This window comes from Palleronia aestuarii (genome assembly GCF_003253995.1).
Classification (GTDB): domain Bacteria; phylum Pseudomonadota; class Alphaproteobacteria; order Rhodobacterales; family Rhodobacteraceae; genus Palleronia; species Palleronia aestuarii.
Window position 1 is genome coordinate 25,200 of sequence record NZ_QKZL01000002.1, and the last position, 17,817, is coordinate 43,016.

General features: G+C 66.5%; 17 protein-coding genes. 6 read left to right on the forward strand and 11 right to left on the reverse strand.

Features of this window, described 5'->3' with window-relative positions:
• Positions 1–11: 11 nt before the first annotated feature.
• Genes dapE through rnr form a run of 3 tightly spaced genes read left to right on the forward strand, consistent with a single transcriptional unit; the run spans position 12 to position 3,856 of the window.
• Positions 12–1,145, forward strand: coding sequence for a succinyl-diaminopimelate desuccinylase (gene dapE / locus LX81_RS02280; RefSeq protein WP_111535679.1), 1,134 nt, complete (start codon positions 12–14; stop codon positions 1,143–1,145).
• Positions 1,142–1,564 (forward strand): GNAT family N-acetyltransferase, encoded by a 423-nt coding sequence (locus LX81_RS02285; protein ID WP_111535680.1) that lies wholly within the window; start codon positions 1,142–1,144, stop codon positions 1,562–1,564. The genes dapE and LX81_RS02285 overlap by 4 nt, the downstream gene beginning before the upstream one ends.
• Positions 1,565–1,600: 36 nt before the next feature.
• Complete coding sequence (gene rnr / locus LX81_RS02290; RefSeq protein WP_111535681.1) at positions 1,601–3,856, forward strand: ribonuclease R; 2,256 nt, start codon at positions 1,601–1,603, stop codon at positions 3,854–3,856.
• Here rnr and trhO read toward each other — a convergent pair.
• On the reverse strand, positions 3,837–4,760 hold the full coding sequence (gene trhO, locus LX81_RS02295) for an oxygen-dependent tRNA uridine(34) hydroxylase TrhO (protein WP_111535682.1): 924 nt from the start codon (positions 4,758–4,760) through the stop codon (positions 3,837–3,839). The genes rnr and trhO overlap by 20 nt on opposite strands.
• Positions 4,761–4,862: 102 nt before the next feature.
• Between trhO and pncA the strand changes: the two genes are divergently transcribed.
• Positions 4,863–5,465 (forward strand): bifunctional nicotinamidase/pyrazinamidase, encoded by a 603-nt coding sequence (pncA, locus tag LX81_RS02300; protein ID WP_111535683.1) that lies wholly within the window; start codon positions 4,863–4,865, stop codon positions 5,463–5,465.
• A gap of 2 nt (positions 5,466–5,467) precedes the next feature.
• Entirely contained in the window at positions 5,468–6,373 is a 906-nt protein-coding gene (locus LX81_RS02305) for a DMT family transporter (protein ID WP_111535684.1), read from the forward strand.
• Here the strand turns inward: LX81_RS02305 and LX81_RS02310 are convergent.
• The 10 genes from LX81_RS02310 to LX81_RS02355 all read right to left on the reverse strand — a co-directional run bounded on the left by LX81_RS02310 (position 6,342) and on the right by LX81_RS02355 (position 16,613).
• A complete protein-coding gene (locus LX81_RS02310) occupies positions 6,342–7,601 on the reverse strand; it encodes a glycerate kinase type-2 family protein (protein ID WP_111535685.1) in 1,260 nt (419 codons plus the stop codon). The two genes, LX81_RS02305 and LX81_RS02310, sit on opposite strands and share 32 nt — an antisense overlap.
• On the reverse strand, positions 7,601–7,909 hold the full coding sequence (locus LX81_RS02315) for a Dabb family protein (protein WP_111535686.1): 309 nt from the start codon (positions 7,907–7,909) through the stop codon (positions 7,601–7,603). Before LX81_RS02315 ends, LX81_RS02310 begins: the two co-directional genes overlap by 1 nt.
• 80 nt (positions 7,910–7,989) lie before the next feature.
• Complete coding sequence (locus LX81_RS02320; RefSeq protein WP_111535687.1) at positions 7,990–8,376, reverse strand: GtrA family protein; 387 nt, start codon at positions 8,374–8,376, stop codon at positions 7,990–7,992.
• Positions 8,373–9,059 carry an HAD family hydrolase gene (locus LX81_RS02325; protein WP_111535688.1) on the reverse strand — a complete coding sequence of 229 codons (687 nt, stop codon included), beginning with the start codon at positions 9,057–9,059 and terminating at the stop codon, positions 8,373–8,375. Before LX81_RS02325 ends, LX81_RS02320 begins: the two co-directional genes overlap by 4 nt.
• Positions 9,056–10,084, reverse strand: a complete 1,029-nt coding sequence (locus tag LX81_RS02330) for a UbiA family prenyltransferase (RefSeq protein WP_111535689.1) — start codon at positions 10,082–10,084, stop codon at positions 9,056–9,058. Before LX81_RS02330 ends, LX81_RS02325 begins: the two co-directional genes overlap by 4 nt.
• Before the next feature lies 1 nt (position 10,085).
• The gene (locus tag LX81_RS02335) at positions 10,086–11,606 is read right to left on the reverse strand and encodes a hypothetical protein (protein ID WP_111535690.1); all 1,521 of its coding nucleotides are present in this window, start codon (positions 11,604–11,606) and stop codon (positions 10,086–10,088) included.
• A gap of 193 nt (positions 11,607–11,799) precedes the next feature.
• Positions 11,800–13,593, reverse strand: a complete 1,794-nt coding sequence (locus tag LX81_RS02340; RefSeq protein ID WP_211322694.1) for an alpha-amylase family glycosyl hydrolase — start codon at positions 13,591–13,593, stop codon at positions 11,800–11,802.
• Between the two features lie 189 nt (positions 13,594–13,782).
• On the reverse strand, positions 13,783–14,871 hold the full coding sequence (locus LX81_RS02345; RefSeq protein WP_111535691.1) for an Ldh family oxidoreductase: 1,089 nt from the start codon (positions 14,869–14,871) through the stop codon (positions 13,783–13,785).
• A 210-nt stretch (positions 14,872–15,081) separates the two neighbouring features.
• Positions 15,082–15,927: a fumarylacetoacetate hydrolase family protein gene (locus LX81_RS02350; protein ID WP_111535692.1), complete on the reverse strand. Its 846-nt coding sequence runs from the start codon at positions 15,925–15,927 to the stop codon at positions 15,082–15,084.
• Entirely contained in the window at positions 15,924–16,613 is a 690-nt protein-coding gene (locus LX81_RS02355) for a GntR family transcriptional regulator (protein ID WP_111535693.1), read from the reverse strand. Before LX81_RS02355 ends, LX81_RS02350 begins: the two co-directional genes overlap by 4 nt.
• A gap of 176 nt (positions 16,614–16,789) precedes the next feature.
• On the opposite strand from LX81_RS02355, the gene LX81_RS02360 reads away from it, so the two are divergent.
• Entirely contained in the window at positions 16,790–17,803 is a 1,014-nt protein-coding gene (locus tag LX81_RS02360) for a TRAP transporter substrate-binding protein (protein WP_111536007.1), read from the forward strand.
• The last annotated feature ends 14 nt before the right edge of the window (positions 17,804–17,817 follow it).

The window sequence follows — 17,817 nt, forward strand, 5'->3', positions numbered from 1 at the left end:
GAAAGGCATCCATGACCGTCGATCCCGTCGAACTGACCCGCGCGCTCGTCCGCTGTCCGTCCGTGACGCCGGAGGAAGGGGGCGCCATCGGGCTTCTTGCCGACTTGCTCGCCTCCGCCGGTTTTCGTTGCGAGCGCGCCGATCGTGGCGGGATCGCGAACCTCTATGCCCGTCTTGGAGACACCGGCCCGGTGCTCGGGTTCAACGGCCATACGGATGTCGTCCCGACCGGTGATCGTGCCGCGTGGACCCATGACCCGTTCGGCGCGGAGATCGTCGGTGGCACCCTCTTCGGTCGTGGCGCCTGCGACATGAAATCGGGCGTCGCGGCCTTCGTTTCAGCGGCAATCTCCCACGCGGAAAGCGGGAAGGACGGCTCCATCGCCATCCTGATCACCGGCGACGAGGAGGGTGACGGCGTCGACGGCACAACGGCGATCCTCGATCACATGACGCAGACCGGCGAGCGGATGGACGTCTGCCTCGTGGGCGAGCCCACCTGTCCCGAGCGGATGGGCGAGATGATCAAGATCGGCCGCCGCGGCTCGATGAACGTCTGGATCACGGCGCACGGGGTGCAGGGCCATTCGGCCTATCCCCACCGCGCCGCGAACCCGATCCACGGCCTGATCGACCTCCTCGCGCGCCTCGTGGAATTTCCGATCGAGGACGCTTCGGAACATTTCGATCCGACCACGCTGCAGGTCACGGGGGTCGATACCGGAAACGCCGCGAGCAACGTGATCCCCGCCACGAGCCGGGCGATGATCAACATCCGGTTCAACGACGCCCATACCTCGTCCTCTCTCATGGAGTGGATCGAGACGGAGATGACGCACGCGACCGAACGAACCGGTATCCGCTTCACGGCGGAGACCAAGGTTTCGGGCGAAAGTTTCATCACACCGCCGGGCGAACTCTCCGACCTCATTGTGCGGGCCGTGGAGGCAGAAACCGGGGCAAGACCGGTTCTGTCGACCTCCGGCGGGACGTCGGACGCGCGGTTCATCCGGTCGCATTGCCCCGTCGTGGAGGTTGGTCTCGTCGGGCGGAGCATGCACCAGATCGACGAATCGGTCGAGGTCGAGCATATCCGACAGCTCGAGCGCATCTACGCGCGGATCCTGCGGGAATATTTCGCATGAGTGTCCTCGTCGGCGTGACCGACGATCTCGAGACGTGCCTGGAGTTGCGCCGCGCCGTCTTCATCGACGAGCAGGGCGTGTCGGAGGCAGACGAGCGCGACGGGCGCGACGCGGACGCCGTCCACCTTCTCGCCCGGCGGGACGGGATCGCGGTAGGCTGCGCCCGGATCCTCGTGGGCGGGGGTACCGGGAAGATCGGCAGGGTGTGCGTCCTGCCGTCGGAGCGTGGCACCGGGCTCGGACGGGCGCTGATCCTCGGCTGTCTCGACGTCCTTGCCGCCCGCGGCGACGTGACCCGGGCGAAGCTCGGCGCGCAGATCCACGCGCTCGGGTTCTACGAACGGCTGGGTTTCGTGCCCGAGGGGGAGGAATACGATGACGCGGGCATCCTTCACCGCGACATGGTGCGCGCTGTCTGATCTGTCGCCCGGCCGTCGGGCGTGATAACGGGCGGCATGGCACAGATCCCCACAAAGCCCGAAATCCTGCGCTGGATCTCCGACAACCCGACGAAGACGGCGAAGCGGGACATCGCCCGCGCCTTCGGCATCAAGGGGGCCGCGCGGATCGACCTCAAGCGGCTCCTGAAGGAACTGGAGGACGATGGCCATCTGGAGAAGCGGCGCAAGACGTACCGCGACCCGGAAACGCTGCCGCCGGTTTCCGTCTGCGAAGTGGCGGGGCCAGATGCGGACGGCGATCTCCATGCCCGCCCCCTCGAATGGCATGGCGAAGGTCCGGAGCCGCGTATCCTCCTTGTCCTGCGCGACGCCGATCCGGCCCTCGGCAAGGGTGACCGCGTTCTGCTGCGGCTCTCTGCCGTGGAGGGCGAGGCGCATCATTACGAGGGCCGTCTCATCCGCCGGATCGGCGGCGGGGCGCGGCGCATCGTCGGCATCTTCCGCGCCCATGCCGAGGGCGGGCGGATCGTGCCCATCGACAAGGGCGAGGATCGCGAATGGATGGTCCGACCGCGGGAGACCGCCGGCGCAGAGGACGGCGAACTCGTCGAGGCGGAACAATCGGGGCCCCGTGACCGGCTCGGGCTGAAACGGGCGCGGATTCTCGAGCGGCTGGGCGATCCGTCGGCGCCTAGGGCCGTCTCGCTTATCGCGATCCACCAGCACGGCATCCCCGACCGTTTCCCGGACGAGGTGACCGCCGCGGCCGAGGCGGCCGAACCCGCGGGCCTCGACGGACGCAGGGACCTGCGCGACCTGCCGCTCGTGACGATCGACCCGTCGGACGCGCGCGACCACGACGACGCCTGCTTCGCCGCGCCCGACGACGATCCGAAGAACCCGGGCGGGCATGTCCTCTGGGTCGCGATCGCCGATGTCGCCCATTACGTCCGGCCCGGATCGCCCCTCGACCGGGAGGCACGTCTTCGCGGCAATTCCACCTACTTTCCCGATCGGGTCGTCCCGATGCTGCCCGATGCGCTTTCGGGCGAGCTCTGCTCCCTTCACGAAGGGGAGGACCGCGCCTGCATCGCCGTGCGCATGGTGCTCGACGCGTCGGGAGAGAAGATCGCGCACGACTTCCACCGCGGTCTCATGCGGTCGGCTGCCTCGCTTGCCTACGAGGAGGTGCAGGCGGCCCGTGACGGAACGCCGTCGGACCGCACGGCGCCGCTGATGGACAAGGTGATCGCGCCCCTCTACGCGGCCTACGAGGCGCTCAGATCGGCGCGGGAGCGCCGCCAGCCGCTGGAACTCGACCTGCCGGAGCGGCGAATCGTCCTCTCGCCCGAGGGCCGCGTGGCATCGGTGGATTTCCGTGACAGGCTCGACGCGCACCGGCTGATCGAGGAATTCATGGTGCTCGCGAACGTCGCCGCCGCCGAGGAACTCGGCCGCCGTAAGCAGCCCCTCCTCTACCGCGTGCACGAAGAGCCTTCTCCCGAGAAGCTCGAGGCACTGCGCGAGGTGGCGGTTGCTTCGGGCTTCGTGCTCGCCAAGGGGCAGGTGCTCCGGACGGCGCACCTGAACCGGCTCCTCGCGCAGGCCGAGGGCTCCGAGTTCGACGAACTCATGAACATGTCGACGCTGCGCGCGATGACACAGGCCTATTACGCGCCGGAAAATTTCGGGCATTTCGGGCTGGCACTGAAGCGCTATGCGCATTTCACCTCGCCCATCCGACGTTACGCCGACCTCATCGTCCACCGCGCGCTCGTCACCGCGCATGGCTGGGGCGATGACGGCCTCTCCTCCGCCGATGTCGAGGCGTTGGAGGCCACGGGCAAGGCCATCAGCGACACCGAACGGCGCTCGATGGTGGCCGAGCGCGACACGACCGACCGCTACCTCGCGGCGTTTCTCTCAGAGCGCGTGGGCGACGAGATGACGGGGCGGATCTCCGGCGTGCAGAAGTTCGGCCTCTTCGTGAAGCTCGACGGGACGGGAGCGGACGGCCTCGTCCCGGTCCGCAGCCTCGGACGCGAGTTCTTCGTCTTCGACGCCGATGCACAGACCCTTATGGGTGCCGATAGCGGGCGGACCATCGGCCTCGGTCAGCGGGTCACGGTACGGCTGGCCGAGGCGGTTCCCGTCACGGGCGGTGTGGTGCTGGATCTCCTCGAAGTCGAGGGAGACGCCCTGCCGAAGGGGCCCGGACCCATGGGGCGCCGGTCGCCGAAGCGGAAGGCGGGCAAGGCGAAGGCCAAGGCCGGTGCCGTCAAGCGGAAGGTCAAGCGGACCCGCCGCTAGGCTCCCGCGGCCCGAGATGGCGCGCGCCCCGTGCCCGGGCCAGGCGCATCTGCCGCTCCCGTTCCCGGAACCGCGCCCGCTCCTCCGGGGCCCTCGCTCCGGCGCAGAGATGGCACTGCACCCCCTCTTCGTATTCGGGCCGCATACGGTCCTCCGGGGCGATCGGATGGCGACAGGCCCGGCAAAGAACCGCGCGCCCGGGCCGGAGCCCCGCCCCGACCGTGACGCGCTCGTCGAAAACGAAGCATTCCCCGTTCCAGAGGCTCTCCGCCTCGGGCACCGCGGCGAGATAGCCGAGGATACCGCCTTCAAGATGGAAGACCTCGGAAACGCCGCGTGCCTTCAGGTACGCCGTCGACTTCTCGCACCGGATGCCGCCCGTGCAGTACATCGCGATCCGCTTGCCCGCGAAACGCTCCCTGTTCGCCTCCCACCAGGCAGGAAACTCTCCGAAGGCGGTCGTGCCGGGATCGATCGCGCCCTGAAACCGGCCCGCGCGGATCTCGAAGGCGTTGCGCGTATCGATCACCGCGACGTCGGGGGCGCTGACAAGCGCGTTCCACTCGGCGGGCGGGACATAGGTTCCGGCGTCCTCGACGGGACGCACCGGGACGCCCAGGGTGACGATCTCTTGCTTCACGCGCACCTTCATCCGACCGAAAGGCGGCGATTGCGCGACGCTTTCCCGCCAGGCGAGTTCTTCGAAGCCGGGCCAGCCGCGCAGATGGTCGATCACCGCCCCCACCGCACCTGGGGCGCCCGCGATGGTACCGTTCACGCCCTCGCCGGCCAGCAGGATCGACCCCGTGACCCCGCCCTCGCGACAAAGCTTAAGGAGCGGGCCGCGCACGGCCTCCGGGCTGTCGAGCGGGGCGAAGCGGTAGAACGCAGCGACGATATACATGGCGCCTCGCTCCTAAGGCCGGGCGGCGTGCCGTGCAAGCGCAGCGCTGGTTGACGCCGTGGCGCGCCGGGCATAACGGAGGCTGGCCGCGAGGAGGATTCCATGCGCGAGAAGACAGAAGCCCTGATCGTCATCGACATGCAGAACGATTTCTGCGCGGGAGGCGCCCTTGCGGTCGCCGGCGGGGACGGGATCGTCCCCGGCATCAATGCTCTCATGGACGAATTCCCGGCAGTGATCCTGACCCAGGACTGGCATCCTGCGGGACATTCCTCCTTCGCCTCCTCCCATCCGGGGAAGAGGCCGATGGACATGATCGAGATGTCCTACGGGCAGCAGATCCTTTGGCCAGATCATTGCGTCCAGGGCTCTCGGGGGGCGGCCTTTCACCCCGATCTCCGGACCGATGGCGATCTCGTCATCCGCAAGGGGTTCGATCCGGCCATAGATAGCTATTCCGCCTTCTTCGAGAACGATCACCAGACGCCCACGGGGCTCGAAGGGTATCTCAGGACGCGCGGAATCGAATGGCTGACGATGGTCGGCCTCGCCCTCGATTTCTGCGTAAACTTCTCCGCCGTCGATGCCGCGAAACTGGGCTTCGATGTCACCGTCAGGACCGATCTCAGCGCGGGGATCGACGCCGACGGTTCGCTCCGCGCGGCCATGAACGGGATGGCGGCCGCCGGGGTCGCGATCGTCTGAGCGTGGATCTGCGCGCGCTTCTCCTCGGGCTCGCCTTTGCGGTGATGTGGTCCTCGGCCTTCACCTCCGCAAAGATGATCGTCGCCGATGCCCCGCCCCTCACCGCGCTCGCCCTCCGTTTCGCGCTCGCGGGCATCATCGGCGTCGGAGTCGCCCGCGCGCTCGGCCAGAGCTGGCACCTGACGCGAGCGCAATGGCGCGCGACGTTCCTCTTCGGTCTGTGCCAGAACGCCCTCTATCTCGGGCTGAACTTCATCGCGATGCGGACGATCGACGCCGGCCTCGCCTCCATCATCGCGAGCACCATGCCGCTCCTCGTGGCGTTCGCGGGATGGTTCGTCCTGGGCGAACGTCTCCGCGCCGCGGGCTTGGCCGGGCTTTTCGTGGGCTTCGTGGGCGTGGCCTTGATCATGGGGAGCCGCATTTCCGGCGGCGTCGACCTGCAGGGATTGTCGCTTTGCATCGGCGGCGTTCTCGCGCTCACGCTCGCGACGCTCGCGGTGCGCGGCGCGTCCTCGGGCGGCAACCTGCTGATGGTCGTGGGGCTGCAGATGCTGGTGGGATCGGCGATCCTCGCCGTCGTCGCGCTCGTCTGGGAAAGCTGGGACGTGCGCTGGAGCCTGCGGCTCGTTCTGGCGTTTCTCTACACGACGCTGATCCCGGGCCTCGCGGCGACCTTCGCATGGTTCGTCCTCGTCGGACGGATCGGGCCGACGAAGGCCGCGACGTTCCACTTTCTCAACCCGTTCCTGGGCGTGCTGATCGCCGCCGCCATCCTGGGCGAGCGGATCGGGCCGCTCGACATCCTCGGCGTCGCGATCATCGCGGCCGGCATCTTCGCGGTCCAGACGTCGAAGCCGCCGCCGGCGCCCGAGATCAACGGATCAGGATCGCGCGAAAATCGTTGACGTTCGTTCCAGTCGGGCCGGGAACGAAGAGGTCGCCCGAAGCCTCGAACGCGCCCCAGGCATCGTTTCGTCCAAGTGCGGCGGCGGGATCGACGCCCGCCTCCCGCATCCGCGCGGCGCTGCTCCCGTCGGCGAAGGCGCCGGCATTGTCCTCAGAGCCGTCGATTCCGTCAGTATCCGCGGCGAGAGCCACGATCCCGTCCAGACCCTCGACGGCCAGGGCGAAGGACAGCAGGAATTCGGTGTTGCGCCCGCCGCGCCCCTCTTCGCCCGCGAGCGTCACCGTCGTCTCGCCACCCGACAAGAGAACGCAAGGCCGGGAGAACGGGCGGTCCCGGGACACGATCTCCCGTGCGATCGCGGCATGGACGAGGCCCACATCCCGGGCCTCTCCCTCGATCGCGTCCGACAGGATGAAGACCTGCGTACCCGCCTCCTCCGCCACCCGCGCGGCCGCTTCGAGCGACAGGCGGGCGGAGGCGATGACCCGCACCTCGTGATCCGCGAAGACCGGATCGTCCGGCATCGGTGGGGCGCCCGCATCGGAGCGGATGTGGCGCAGCACGCGCTCGGGCACGGCGATCGCCCGCGCCTCGATCATCGCGAGCGCCTCCGCGGGGCCGATGGGATCGGGCACGGTCGGGCCCGAGGCCACCTGCGCCGGATCATCGCCCGGCACGTCGGACACGACGAGGCTCACCACCTTCGCCGGCGCGGCGGCGGCGGCGAGGCGGCCGCCCTTGATCCGGCTCGCCTGCTTGCGGATCGCGTTCATCACCGAGATCGGCGCACCGGAGGCGAGAAGGGCGCGATTGAGTTCCTGCTCGTCTTCGAGCGTCAGCGCTTCGGGCGGTGCCGGCAGGAGCGAGGATCCGCCCCCGCAGATCAACGCGAGAACCAGATCCTCCCGGTCGAGCCCGCTTACCGCGTCGAGCAGCGCCTCTGACGCCTCGAGTCCGGCTTCATCCGGGACGGGATGTGCCGCCTCCATGACACGGATGCTCCTGCAGGGGACGGCATGGCCGTAGCGGGTGACGATCACGCCCTCAAGAGGTCCGTCCCACGCCGCTTCCAACGCCGCGGCCATCTGCGCCGCACCCTTTCCAGCACCGATCACGACGATGCGGCCAGACGGTCGGGCCGGTAGATGCTCCGGCAAGGCATGTGCCGGATCGGCCGCGGCGACCGCCGCCTCGAACATCCTTGTGAGCAGCGCGCGATCTTCCATCACATCTCCATGTCGCAGACGAATATCCCCTCCGGTCCACCCACCGCGTCGAGAAGCTGGGCCGCGATCGCCAAATGGTGCGGATCGGCGAGATACGTGTCGCGCGCGGAGGCGTCACGGAAATCGAGCCAGAAGACGTGATCGAATCCCCTGACCAGATCGCGCTCCGGACTGACATTCGTTCGATCCTGCATGTCGAGAATACCGTCGATATGATCGGCAAGCCCCGCCAGGGCCGTGAAAAGCTCCCGCCGATGCATCTCCGGAACCGCCTCGTCGAAGCGCAGATGGACGAAATGTCTGATCACGCCCCGCTCCTCCCTCGGCCCTGCGTTTTCAGGGTAAGCCTACAACTCCTCCGCGCGGGCGCCAACCGCCGAAGCCGGCGTCACTGCCGGGTGAAGACCACGACATAGGCAAGCGTGAAATTGACCGCGAAGGCGACCCCGATCCCTGCGATCTTCGCGGCGATGAGGGGCACGCCCATCCCGGACGCGGCGATCGTCGTCACCGCAACGTTGACACAGAGACCGATTCCCGCGGCGGCAAGAAAAAGCGGATAGGTCCGCCAAGACGGTCGGGATGCGAAGGCGAAGCGCGCGCTCAACAGATAATTCGCCACGTTCGCGATCAGGAACGACAACACGGCAGCGATAGGGACGGCGGCACCCCAAGCGGCGAGCACAGCGAACGCACCGAGATCGACCACCGCCGCCAGCCCCCCGGTCACGGCATAGCGGCGTAGTTTCGCGGCCCAGGCCGGAGCCCGCCTCACGCCCCTTCCATCTGCGGCAGGAGCGCATGGAAATCAGGAACGTGCGGTATTCCAGATGGGGCGCGGCGCCCGAGGAGGAGGAACGGCACGCCCGCCGATGCGGCGGCGGCCCCGTCGCGGCTCATCCGATCACCGATCATCAACGTTTCATCGGGGCGCGTTCCGGCAGCCCGCATCACTTCGCGCAATCCGGCCGGATCGGGTTTCAGCGCGCCGATCAAGGGATCGAGAGCGGAGGCGATGAAATCCGCCGTGAGACCAAGGGCTGCGAGTTTCTTCACGACGGGGTAATCGGACCAGACGCCCACCGCGATCCCGCGTCGCCGCAAGGCCTCGAAAAGCTCCGAGGCACCCGCAACGCGCGCGCAGCGCAGGTGCCGCAGCGGCCTGCGTTCCATCCAGTCGACGACGAGCGCGCGCAACTTTTCCTCGTCTCGTCCCGTCTCCTGCGCGAGGCGTGCGAAAAGACGGTCGTCGAAATCCCCTTGATGCTCGAACGCCATGCCCTCGCGCAGCTCACGGAACCGCCGCAGGATCGCGAGCCGGGCCAAGCGCCCGGGGTGCCCGCGATCGAGGAGCAACTCCCGCAACATCGCGCGACGTACGGGCCCCTGCCGGTAGAGCGTGCCGTCGAGATCGAAGACGACCAGCCGACAATCGGGCGGAATCGCCGCCCCGCTCATCGCTCCGCGAGGCCCCTGATCTCGATGAAGCGCTGGCTCGTGAGTGCCTCGAGGGCCGGGAAATCGAGGAAGGTGGTGAGAAGGAAGACGATTGCCGTAATCCCGGCCGACGCGATGACGGGCACGGCGCGGTAAAGCTTCTCCGGACGCCGCGCGACCGATTCCGGCGTCAGGGCGAGCGCGTAGTAAACCGCGAAGAGCAGCACCACGCTCGGGAAGATCAGGATGTACTCGATCCGGTACTTGATGAGGAAGATCGCGACGAAGAAGGCGCAGAACAGGGCGTAGACGAGGTTGGCGACCGACAGGCTGCTTTCCGTGTAGTACCGGAACGAACGGCGGTAGCGGTGCAGGGTCTCGACGCCGTCGGACACGACGATGTCACGGTATTCTGCCAGCCGCTTCGAGTTCATAAGGAACGCCCCGCCGAACCAGAAGGCCAGCATGAGGGAGGCGGGCGGAATGCTCGTCGCGTCGACCATCGCCCAGCCCATGAGAAGGCGAATCGGGTTGTTGAGCGATTCCGTGAGCACGTCGGCATAGACGCGATCCTTCGTACGGATCGGCGAGACGTTGTAGGTCACGCCGGAGATCGCGAGAAGGATCGCGGCGACCAGAAAGTCGAAATTCACGAAGGAGGCCAATCCCAGTCCCAGGATCAGGAAGACCGCGTATTCGGCGAGAACGAGTGCTCCCGAGAGTTCGGTCTGGACAGCGGCGCGTTGCGACTTCTCTGGATGGAAACGGTCGAAATCACGGTCGAGCCATTCGTTGATGACGTAGTTCGCCGATGCCACGGCGATCGCGGCGGCGAATCCGACGACGATGTTGAAGGCGATCTCCCCGGTGAGCTCGCTTCGCTCGGGCCCGCGCAGAAGGAAGGCCAGGATTATCCCGGGAACGATGAAGACGTGCTTCGTCATGTGGTCGAGGCGCGCGATCCGCAGGTAATCCCCGACGCCGGCGACCCGGCGTTCACCCTGCCGCTCGATCGGCGCGCCGATATTTTCGCTGGAATAGGTCATGTCAGGTGGGTCTCGCTTCATATCGGTGGGATGGGGCAAAGACGCGGATCGTTGAGAGAAGCGCGAGGAACGGAACGATCCAGGCGATCCGGGCCTGAAACCGGCCATAGGGAGAGGCGAGGATGCCGCAAACGGCCGCGTTCAGGATGACGCCGAGCAGACAGATGCCGACGATGAGGAGTAGAATGACGATCCGGGGATCGGCTGGCCGGTCACCTGCGCCGGCAGGAATCGCGACGAGCGACACCAGCAGGAGAAGCGCCGCCGCTGCCGTCCCGATCTGGGTGACATCCGTCGCGGTACGAAGCAGGTCTCCCTTGCCGTAGAGGAAGGAGGTTCGCGTCGCATCCCGCAGATCCGCGGGAAGGCCGGTGGCGAGGAGCCCCCCCGGCACGTCTCCTCCGGCAACGAGGACGGCGTCGTCGAGCGAAAGCTCCCTGATCTGGACGAGCCCGTCCCGCGCGAGGCCGATCGCGGTCACCCAAGGCGCATGGAGGAAGGTCTGCACCGCGAAGGTCATGTCTTCCTCGGCCATGCGGCGCTTCTCCGCATCGCTCATGATCGCGAAAACACCGGCTTCGGGATCGTCGAGGAAGAGAAAACGCGTCCAAGCGAGCGGCAGCCGGTCGACATAGGGGCAGATCGCGAGCGCGTCGGATCGTTCAGGACCCGCGCAGGCCGTTTCCGCGTAATCCTGCCCGGGACCGAGATCCACGAGATGCGCGGTCAGGTGCGGCCGGGAAATCGGCGCAGCGCCGTACACCCGTTCGACGACCTTCGAGAACATGACCTGACCGCCTATCCCGGCCAGGATGATCCCGCAAAGACCTACCGACCACCCGATCCCGACCGTTTTTCGGAACCAGGGCACACATAACTGCGCGAGGAGGAACAACGCGAGGATGCCCGTGACCAGCACGAGGTGACTGAGATGGAAAAGTACGGCGAGGATGCAGACGAAAAAGAGGATCGCCTTGAACGCCGGACCGCCCGCTTCCGCACCGACGGCGAGGGCCGCCACGGAAAGGACCATCGCGCCAACCCAGATATCGGGCATGATCATTCCGACGAAGAGGCCCAACGGGGTCGCGAAGGCCAGCAATGCCAAACTCAGGAGAGAAGCAACGGGCCAGCTTGCGCACAGCACCGCGCGGAAGAGCGAGACGGCCGGAACGGAAACGGCAAGCCCCTGCAGAAAAACAAGGGCCCAACTCGCGGTAAGCCCCTGCGAGAGGTATGCGAGAACACCGTAATAGATCGAACGGCCGCCGACGACGAGCGGCGCGGAAGGTGTCGATCCCGGAGCGCTCTCGGCGAGCTGCCCGGCGATCTCTTCTCCCTGCGGCAGGGTCGCGATGCCCATATCATGCCCGGGAAAGACGACCGAGACGGCAGCCTGCCCCTGAGCGATATAGGTCGCGGAATCGATGTAGAGGAATGGCGCGCCGTTCAGGATCGCCGGAAGCGACAGGACGAGCCCGCCGATCGCGGCAATTACCCAGAAGCGGCGTGCTTCACTCAACCCACTCGACACGAACAAAATCTCCGCAAAAGCGGCGCCTGCACCTGCAGACTTCCGACCTCGGCCGTAGTACCACAACGGCCCCCGCACGGCCTAGGGTTGAGAACAATTCATACTTAACAATTCAACGTGTGAACGGCGCGGCTTCGAGCAATTGGGCAAGTGGCCCCGAGGAACCCCGGGGCCATACGCGTCAGCGCGAGTAGACGAGAGCGGTATAGGGGCCAATCGCGAGCGTCGCGTTGAACGGTCTATTATCAAAAGGTTCTTCCACAGGCTCGAAATCCTGAGCCTGATGATTGCCGAAATCGCCGCTGTAGCCCGACCAGTCGCTGTTGAGCTGCAACCGCCAGGCGCCGCCCATCGGACAACCGATCGTCAGATCGTCCCTGGCCTCACCGCTGAAGTTGAGAACCACGAGGACACCGTCCTCCTCTCCATTCCAGCGGCGGAAGGCGAGTGTCTTGCGCGTGTCGTCGAGATGGATGACCTCGAAGCCGCTGCCGGACAATCCACGGCATTCCCCTTCCGCATCGAGCCTTAGCGCGATGAGATCGCGGTAGAGCCGGACGATGCCGCCGAAATCCTCGCTCTGCGCCCAGTCGAGCGGCACGGTGTCGTCGAACCAGTCACCGGCGAGAAATTCCTGGCCCTGGAACAGCATCGGGATGCCCGGCGCGGTGAAGACGAGCGCGGCCCCGAGGGTGGAACGCTTCTGCGCGGCCCAATGATCCTGCTCGTCGCCGCCGATCTCGTGCGGCACACGGGCCTTGCCGTTCGCGACCTCGTCGTGGCTTTCGGTATAGACCACGCGTTGGAACGGGTCGCCGTTATACGAATGGCCGAGAGCGGCGGCCACCGTTTCCATGCTGCGCTCCTCGTCGCTCTCCGCAATAAGGGTCTCCCGGATCGGGTGGACGAAAGCCGCGTCCCATTGCGCGCCGAAGCCCGCGCCGTCATTTCCCGTATCGTCCGTCAGCGCATCCTTCTCGCGCAGATCCTCGGCGATCGTGATCCGCCCCGGGAAGCGCTCGGCCATCTCCGCGTTGATCATTTGCAGAAGCGACCATCCGTCGGGCAGGGAATCCTCCTCCGTCTCGTGGCCTTCTATGTTGCGGATATAGAGGGTCATGTCGAAGCGGAGCCCGTCGACGTGATATTCCTCGAGCCAGTGCATCGCGTTGTCGCGGATGAACTGGCGTACCTGAGGCCGACCGTAATCGGGCCGCGTCTCGCCCCAGGGCGTATTGGCGCGGTGATCCTGGTAGAAGTAGACGCCGCCCTTGTCGTCCTCGCTCCAGCCGTCGAACTGCCAGAGGTCGAGGTCGGACGGTCCGAAATGGTTGTAGACGACGTCGAGGATGACGGCGAAGCCCTCGGCATGGGCCGCCTTCACGAAATCGCGGAAGGCACGCGGGCCGCCATAGGCGGTCTCGATCGCGAATACATGGGCGGGATTGTAGCCCCAACTCACGTCACCGGCGAACTCCGCCGCTGGCATGATCTGGATCGCGTTGATGCCGAGCGAGCGAAGATGGCCGAACCGCTCCTGCGCCGCCGCGAATGTCCCGACCTCGCCCTCCTCGCTGTTGAACGTTCCGATATGGAGTTCGTAGATGACGAGCCGGTTCCAGGCCGGCATCTCGAAGGCGTCGCCCTCCCAATCGTAATCCGGATCCGGGATGACCGCGTTGCCGACCGAGTTAGTGACCTCGCGGGCATAGGGGTCGATCCGTGAAATCTTGCCATTCGGCCCGTCGATCAGGAAGCGGTATTCCTGGCCGACCGAGGCGCCAGCCACGTCGGCGTACCAGTAGCCGTCCTCCTCGGCATGCATCGGCGCCGCATCTTCCGACCACTCGTTGAAATCTCCGGCGACGTGGACCGCGCCTGCATTGGGTGCCCAGACGCGAAAGGCGACGCCGCCATCATGGACGATGGCGCCCATTCCCGGATGCGCCGTTTCGGCATTCGATATCATGTTCATCGCAGAGCTTCCCGTGCGGACCTGCCCGCATGCGATCGGGCCGCTCCCGATCTGCGAGGACGCAAGGTCGATCAGGGCAGCAAAGTTCCGCGAGGAGCCGTCACAAAGCGCGCGTGTCGCATGGCTCCCCGTCCCGCGCCTGCGGAACGGGCATTCGCCTCATTCGGCGACCGCTTCGCACGTGGCGGATCAGGCGTTCGAGAGCGCCAACGGCGCGAGGTCGTTGCGCCGCGCGAAGTCCGCCATGGCCTCTACCGCCGTCGGATCGAGGGTGATCCCCTTCGTGCGTCGCCGTTCGGCCTCCGCCCATTCGCGATCTCCCGCGGCGAGTACCGTTCCGCCCGGGCGGGTCGCACTCGAGCGGATCGACTCGAGGTAACGGCGGACGATCCCGAAGAACACTTCGGCGCCCGCGAAAGCCGCGGGGTCAAGTGCGAGAACGAATGCGCCAAGGCCGCGCGGCGTCGACATGTCGTCGCTGATCATCGGGGCGATCTCGGTGCTGAGCGGCGCGTCCGACAATGCGGTCGACAGCAGCTCGGAAATGCCGGCGAGGCCCGCGCCCTTGTACCCGAACGCACCGCCGAGGGGCGCCAGCATCTCCGCCGCCATCGGATCGGTGACGTTGCGACCCTCCGCGTCCGAGGCAGTCTCCGCGGCGAGCGGGATGCCGAGGGATTGGCTGAGCTGGACCTTGTTGAACGGAATGGCGCTCGTCGCCATGTCGAGGAGCCAGGGATCGCCTTCCCCCGTCGGAGCGGCGACGGCGATGGGGTTGGTCCCGTGGAACCGCGACGCGCCGTCGTGGAGGCGGACGAACGGATCGGAGTTGCAGAAGGCGAAGCCCATCATTCCGTTCTGCGCGATATCGATCGCATAGGCACCCGCCGCGCCGAAATGGGAGGAATTCCGGATCGCCACGGCGCCGACGCCGTGCTCGCGCGCTCTCCGGACCGCCTCTTCGGTTGCCATGTAGGTCGCCCGCGACCCGTGCGCGTCGTCCCCATCGAGCACCGCCGCGCCACCTTTCTGGTGGACGAGACGGGGCGTTGGACGAGGGTTCAGCCGCCCTCCCGCGAACCCGGCGAGGTAATGCGGCAGCAGGCGGTAGCCGTGCGTGTCCACACCGTGGATCGAAGCATGGCTCAGGGCCCGGACGAGCGCCTCGGATGTTTCCGCGTCCGCATGGACGGCATCGAGGGCCTCGAAGGCGAACCGCTCCATCTCTTCGAGGGGAACGCGGGGCGGAGCGACGTGGTCGGAGGCGGGATCGGACATGTGGCAATATCTCCTTCGCGGTGACGGTATACCAGATTGCCCGAGGTTCAAGCAGGTTGGCTTAGCGATGGATTCGGCCCCGCCACGAAGCGGAGAGGCGATTCGAGAAGGGAGGCGCGTGGCGCGGCAGACCTCCGGACGGAGGCGGTCTCAAAGCGATGAGCCGCGGGATCACCGGCGCCGCAACCGCAGGCGCCGGTCTCGTTCGCATCAGCTCTCGGCGACGACTTCCTGCCGCTGGCCGCCCAGGCCTTCGACCTCGACCTCCATCACGTCGCCGGGCTTGAGGAAGCGCTGCGGCTTCATCCCCATGCCAACGCCTTCCGGCGTTCCGGTGGCGATGACGTCGCCGGGCATGAGCACCATGAATTGCGAAAGGTACGAGACGATTTCCGCCGCTCCGAAGATCATGTCGGAGGTTTCGCTCGACTGAACGGTCTCGCCGTTGAGCTTCAGCCAGAGCTTGAGCTTTTGCGGATCCGGCACCTCGTCCGCCGTCACGAGCCAGGGGCCGATCGGGCCGAAGGTACGGGCCGACTTTCCCTTCATCCACTGCCCGCCGCGCTCGATCTGGAAGGCGCGCTCGGAGACATCGTTGATCGTGCAGTAGCCCGCGACGTGATCGAGTGCGTCGGCCTCGCTGACGTAGCTCGTCCGCGCCCCGATGACGATGCCGAGTTCGACCTCCCAGTCGGACTTCTCCGATCCGCGCGGGATGGCGACGTCGTCGTTCGGCCCGGAGAGCGCGGAGGTGGCCTTCGAGAAGATGATCGGCTCCTCCGGCTCCTTGGCGTTCGTCTCCGCCGCATGCTTGGCGTAGTTCAGGCCGATGCAGAAGAAGTTCGGCACCCGTGCGAGGCACGAGCCGATCCGACCCGGATCCGGTACGAGTGGCAGCGCCTCGGGATCGAGCGCCCGAAGCTTCTCGAGCCCTACCCGGGTGATCGTCTCGCCGGTGATGTCGGAAATCTCTCCGCTGAGATCGCGCACCGCTCCGGCGGCGTCGAGCATTCCGGGCTTTTCCTGCCCCGCATCTCCGAATCTCAAAAGTTTCATGCAGTGTCCCTTGTTCTGGTCTCGGTTTCGTTCGCGGAATTATCCTCGCCGGCCATGACGGCGGTGATGTTCGTGACGAGATCGCGCAGATGCGCTCCCGTCGCGATTGCGGCCCGGTCCGGATCGCGCGCGACGAGCGCGTCGACGATGGCCCCGTGCTGCGTCAGCACCCGGTCGCGACTGCGCCGCTCGCGGGCGGAAAGGTATCGGGCCCGCCAGAGGCGCGCCAGATATGCCCCATGCGTGCGCTCCAGTGCCGCGTTGCCCGATGCCGCGGCAATGGCACGGTGGAAGGCCATGTCCATCTCGAAGAGGTCGAGCATGTCGCGATGCGCGTATTCGAGCCCGAACTGCTCGTTCAGCGACTTGATGCGTTCCACCGCATCGTCGGGAGCATGGAGACAGGCGAGCCGCACCGAAAGCACCTCGAGCTCACACATGACGACCAGTTCGTCGGTGACTTCCTTGATCGACGGATCGGCGACGATCGGGCTTCGGGCGGGACGCAGGACGACGAGCCCTTCTCGCGCCAGGATCCGAATCGCCTCGCGCATCGGCGTGCGGCTCACCCCTTCATGGGCGGCCTTGTCGCGCTCCTTGATGGCCGCGCCCGGCGCAAGATCGCCGCGCAGGATGTCCCGACGCAGACGGTCGGCGATCTGTTCCGGCAGACTGGATAGGGACATCGGCCTGTCGTTCCTCCCCCGAGCATCGGCCTCAACTGAATGCTCGCATTATTGTCGATCTGGTATACCAAAATTGTTTGCGTGTCGAGCGACCTTTGGCTAGCCTGACCGACATCATAAAGCTGCCGGCCCGGAAGCGCGGCAGCGAGATTGATCGGGAGGATCAGAATATGACGATGAAGACCCTGCTTTCGGGTGTCGCGCTCGCGACGCTCGTCGCGGTCCCCGCCACCGCGCAGAGCGTGACCCTGCGCATCCAGAACCACTATGCGCCCGACCAGACGTCGGGCAAGCTGATCCAGCAATTCGTCGAGGATGTCGAGACGATGTCGGGCGGCGACATCGACATCGAGATGTTCTTCTCCTCCTCCGTCGTCAAGACCGTGGAGACGTTCGACGCCGCGGCGTCCGGGATCCTCGATTGCGACATGACGGGCGGCGCCTATCAGACCGGCAAGAACCCCGCGTTCCAGTTCGTGGGCGACATCATGGGCGGCTACGACACGCCGTGGCAGCAATATGCCTGGCTCTACTCGGGCGGCCTCGAGCAGGCGCAGGAGCTCTACAACGAATACGGGATGCAGCTCGTCGGCTGGAACCTCTACGGCCAGGAGAGCATGGTCTCCTCGACGCCGATCGCCGGGCCAGACGACCTCAAGAACTGGAAGTTCCGCTCGCCGCCGGGAATGGAGACGGAGATCTTCGCCAATCTCGGCGCCTCGCCCATCGTCATGGACTTCACCGAGGTCTTCACCGCGCTCGAGACCGGGATCATCGAAGGCTCGGACTATTCCGGCCTCGCCAACGACGAGTCGATCGGCCTCTTCGATCTGGTCAAGCACGCGACCTATCCGGGCTTCCATTCGATGCCGGCAGACCACCTCGCCTGCAACAAGTCGGTCTGGGACGGGCTGACGGAGCAGCAGCAGCGGATCATCGAGGTCGCGCTGCAGAAGATGTCGTTCCGCATCGCGCTCACGTTCGAGGTCGAGAACACGCAAGCGGCCGAACGCCTGACCGAGGCCGGCGTCACATTGCACGACTGGTCGGCCGAGGACCGCGCGACCTTCCGCGAGGCGGCGCAGAGCGCGTGGCAGGACTGGGCCGGCAGGACGCCGGAGGCCAAGGCGCTGGTGGACAGCCACATCGCGTTTCTCACGCAGCTCGGCCTGATCTCCGAGACGAACTGATCTTCGGGTGAAGC

Bases quoted from the DNA above. Each gene is read 5' to 3' on its own strand.
- dapE (WP_111535679.1), top strand. From the start codon at position 12: ATGACCGTCGATCCCGTCGAACTGACCCGCGCGCTCGTCCGCTGTCCG.
- LX81_RS02285 (WP_111535680.1), top strand. From the start codon at position 1,142: ATGAGTGTCCTCGTCGGCGTGACCGACGATCTCGAGACGTGCCTGGAG.
- rnr (WP_111535681.1), top strand. From the start codon at position 1,601: ATGGCACAGATCCCCACAAAGCCCGAAATCCTGCGCTGGATCTCCGAC.
- trhO (WP_111535682.1), bottom strand. From the start codon at position 4,760: ATGTATATCGTCGCTGCGTTCTACCGCTTCGCCCCGCTCGACAGCCCG.
- pncA (WP_111535683.1), top strand. From the start codon at position 4,863: ATGCGCGAGAAGACAGAAGCCCTGATCGTCATCGACATGCAGAACGAT.
- LX81_RS02310 (WP_111535685.1), bottom strand. From the start codon at position 7,601: ATGGAAGATCGCGCGCTGCTCACAAGGATGTTCGAGGCGGCGGTCGCC.
- LX81_RS02325 (WP_111535688.1), bottom strand. From the start codon at position 9,059: ATGAGCGGGGCGGCGATTCCGCCCGATTGTCGGCTGGTCGTCTTCGAT.
- LX81_RS02330 (WP_111535689.1), bottom strand. From the start codon at position 10,084: ATGACCTATTCCAGCGAAAATATCGGCGCGCCGATCGAGCGGCAGGGT.
- LX81_RS02340 (WP_211322694.1), bottom strand. From the start codon at position 13,593: ATGAACATGATATCGAATGCCGAAACGGCGCATCCGGGAATGGGCGCC.
- LX81_RS02345 (WP_111535691.1), bottom strand. From the start codon at position 14,871: ATGTCCGATCCCGCCTCCGACCACGTCGCTCCGCCCCGCGTTCCCCTC.
- LX81_RS02350 (WP_111535692.1), bottom strand. From the start codon at position 15,927: ATGAAACTTTTGAGATTCGGAGATGCGGGGCAGGAAAAGCCCGGAATG.
- LX81_RS02355 (WP_111535693.1), bottom strand. From the start codon at position 16,613: ATGTCCCTATCCAGTCTGCCGGAACAGATCGCCGACCGTCTGCGTCGG.
- LX81_RS02360 (WP_111536007.1), top strand. From the start codon at position 16,790: ATGAAGACCCTGCTTTCGGGTGTCGCGCTCGCGACGCTCGTCGCGGTC.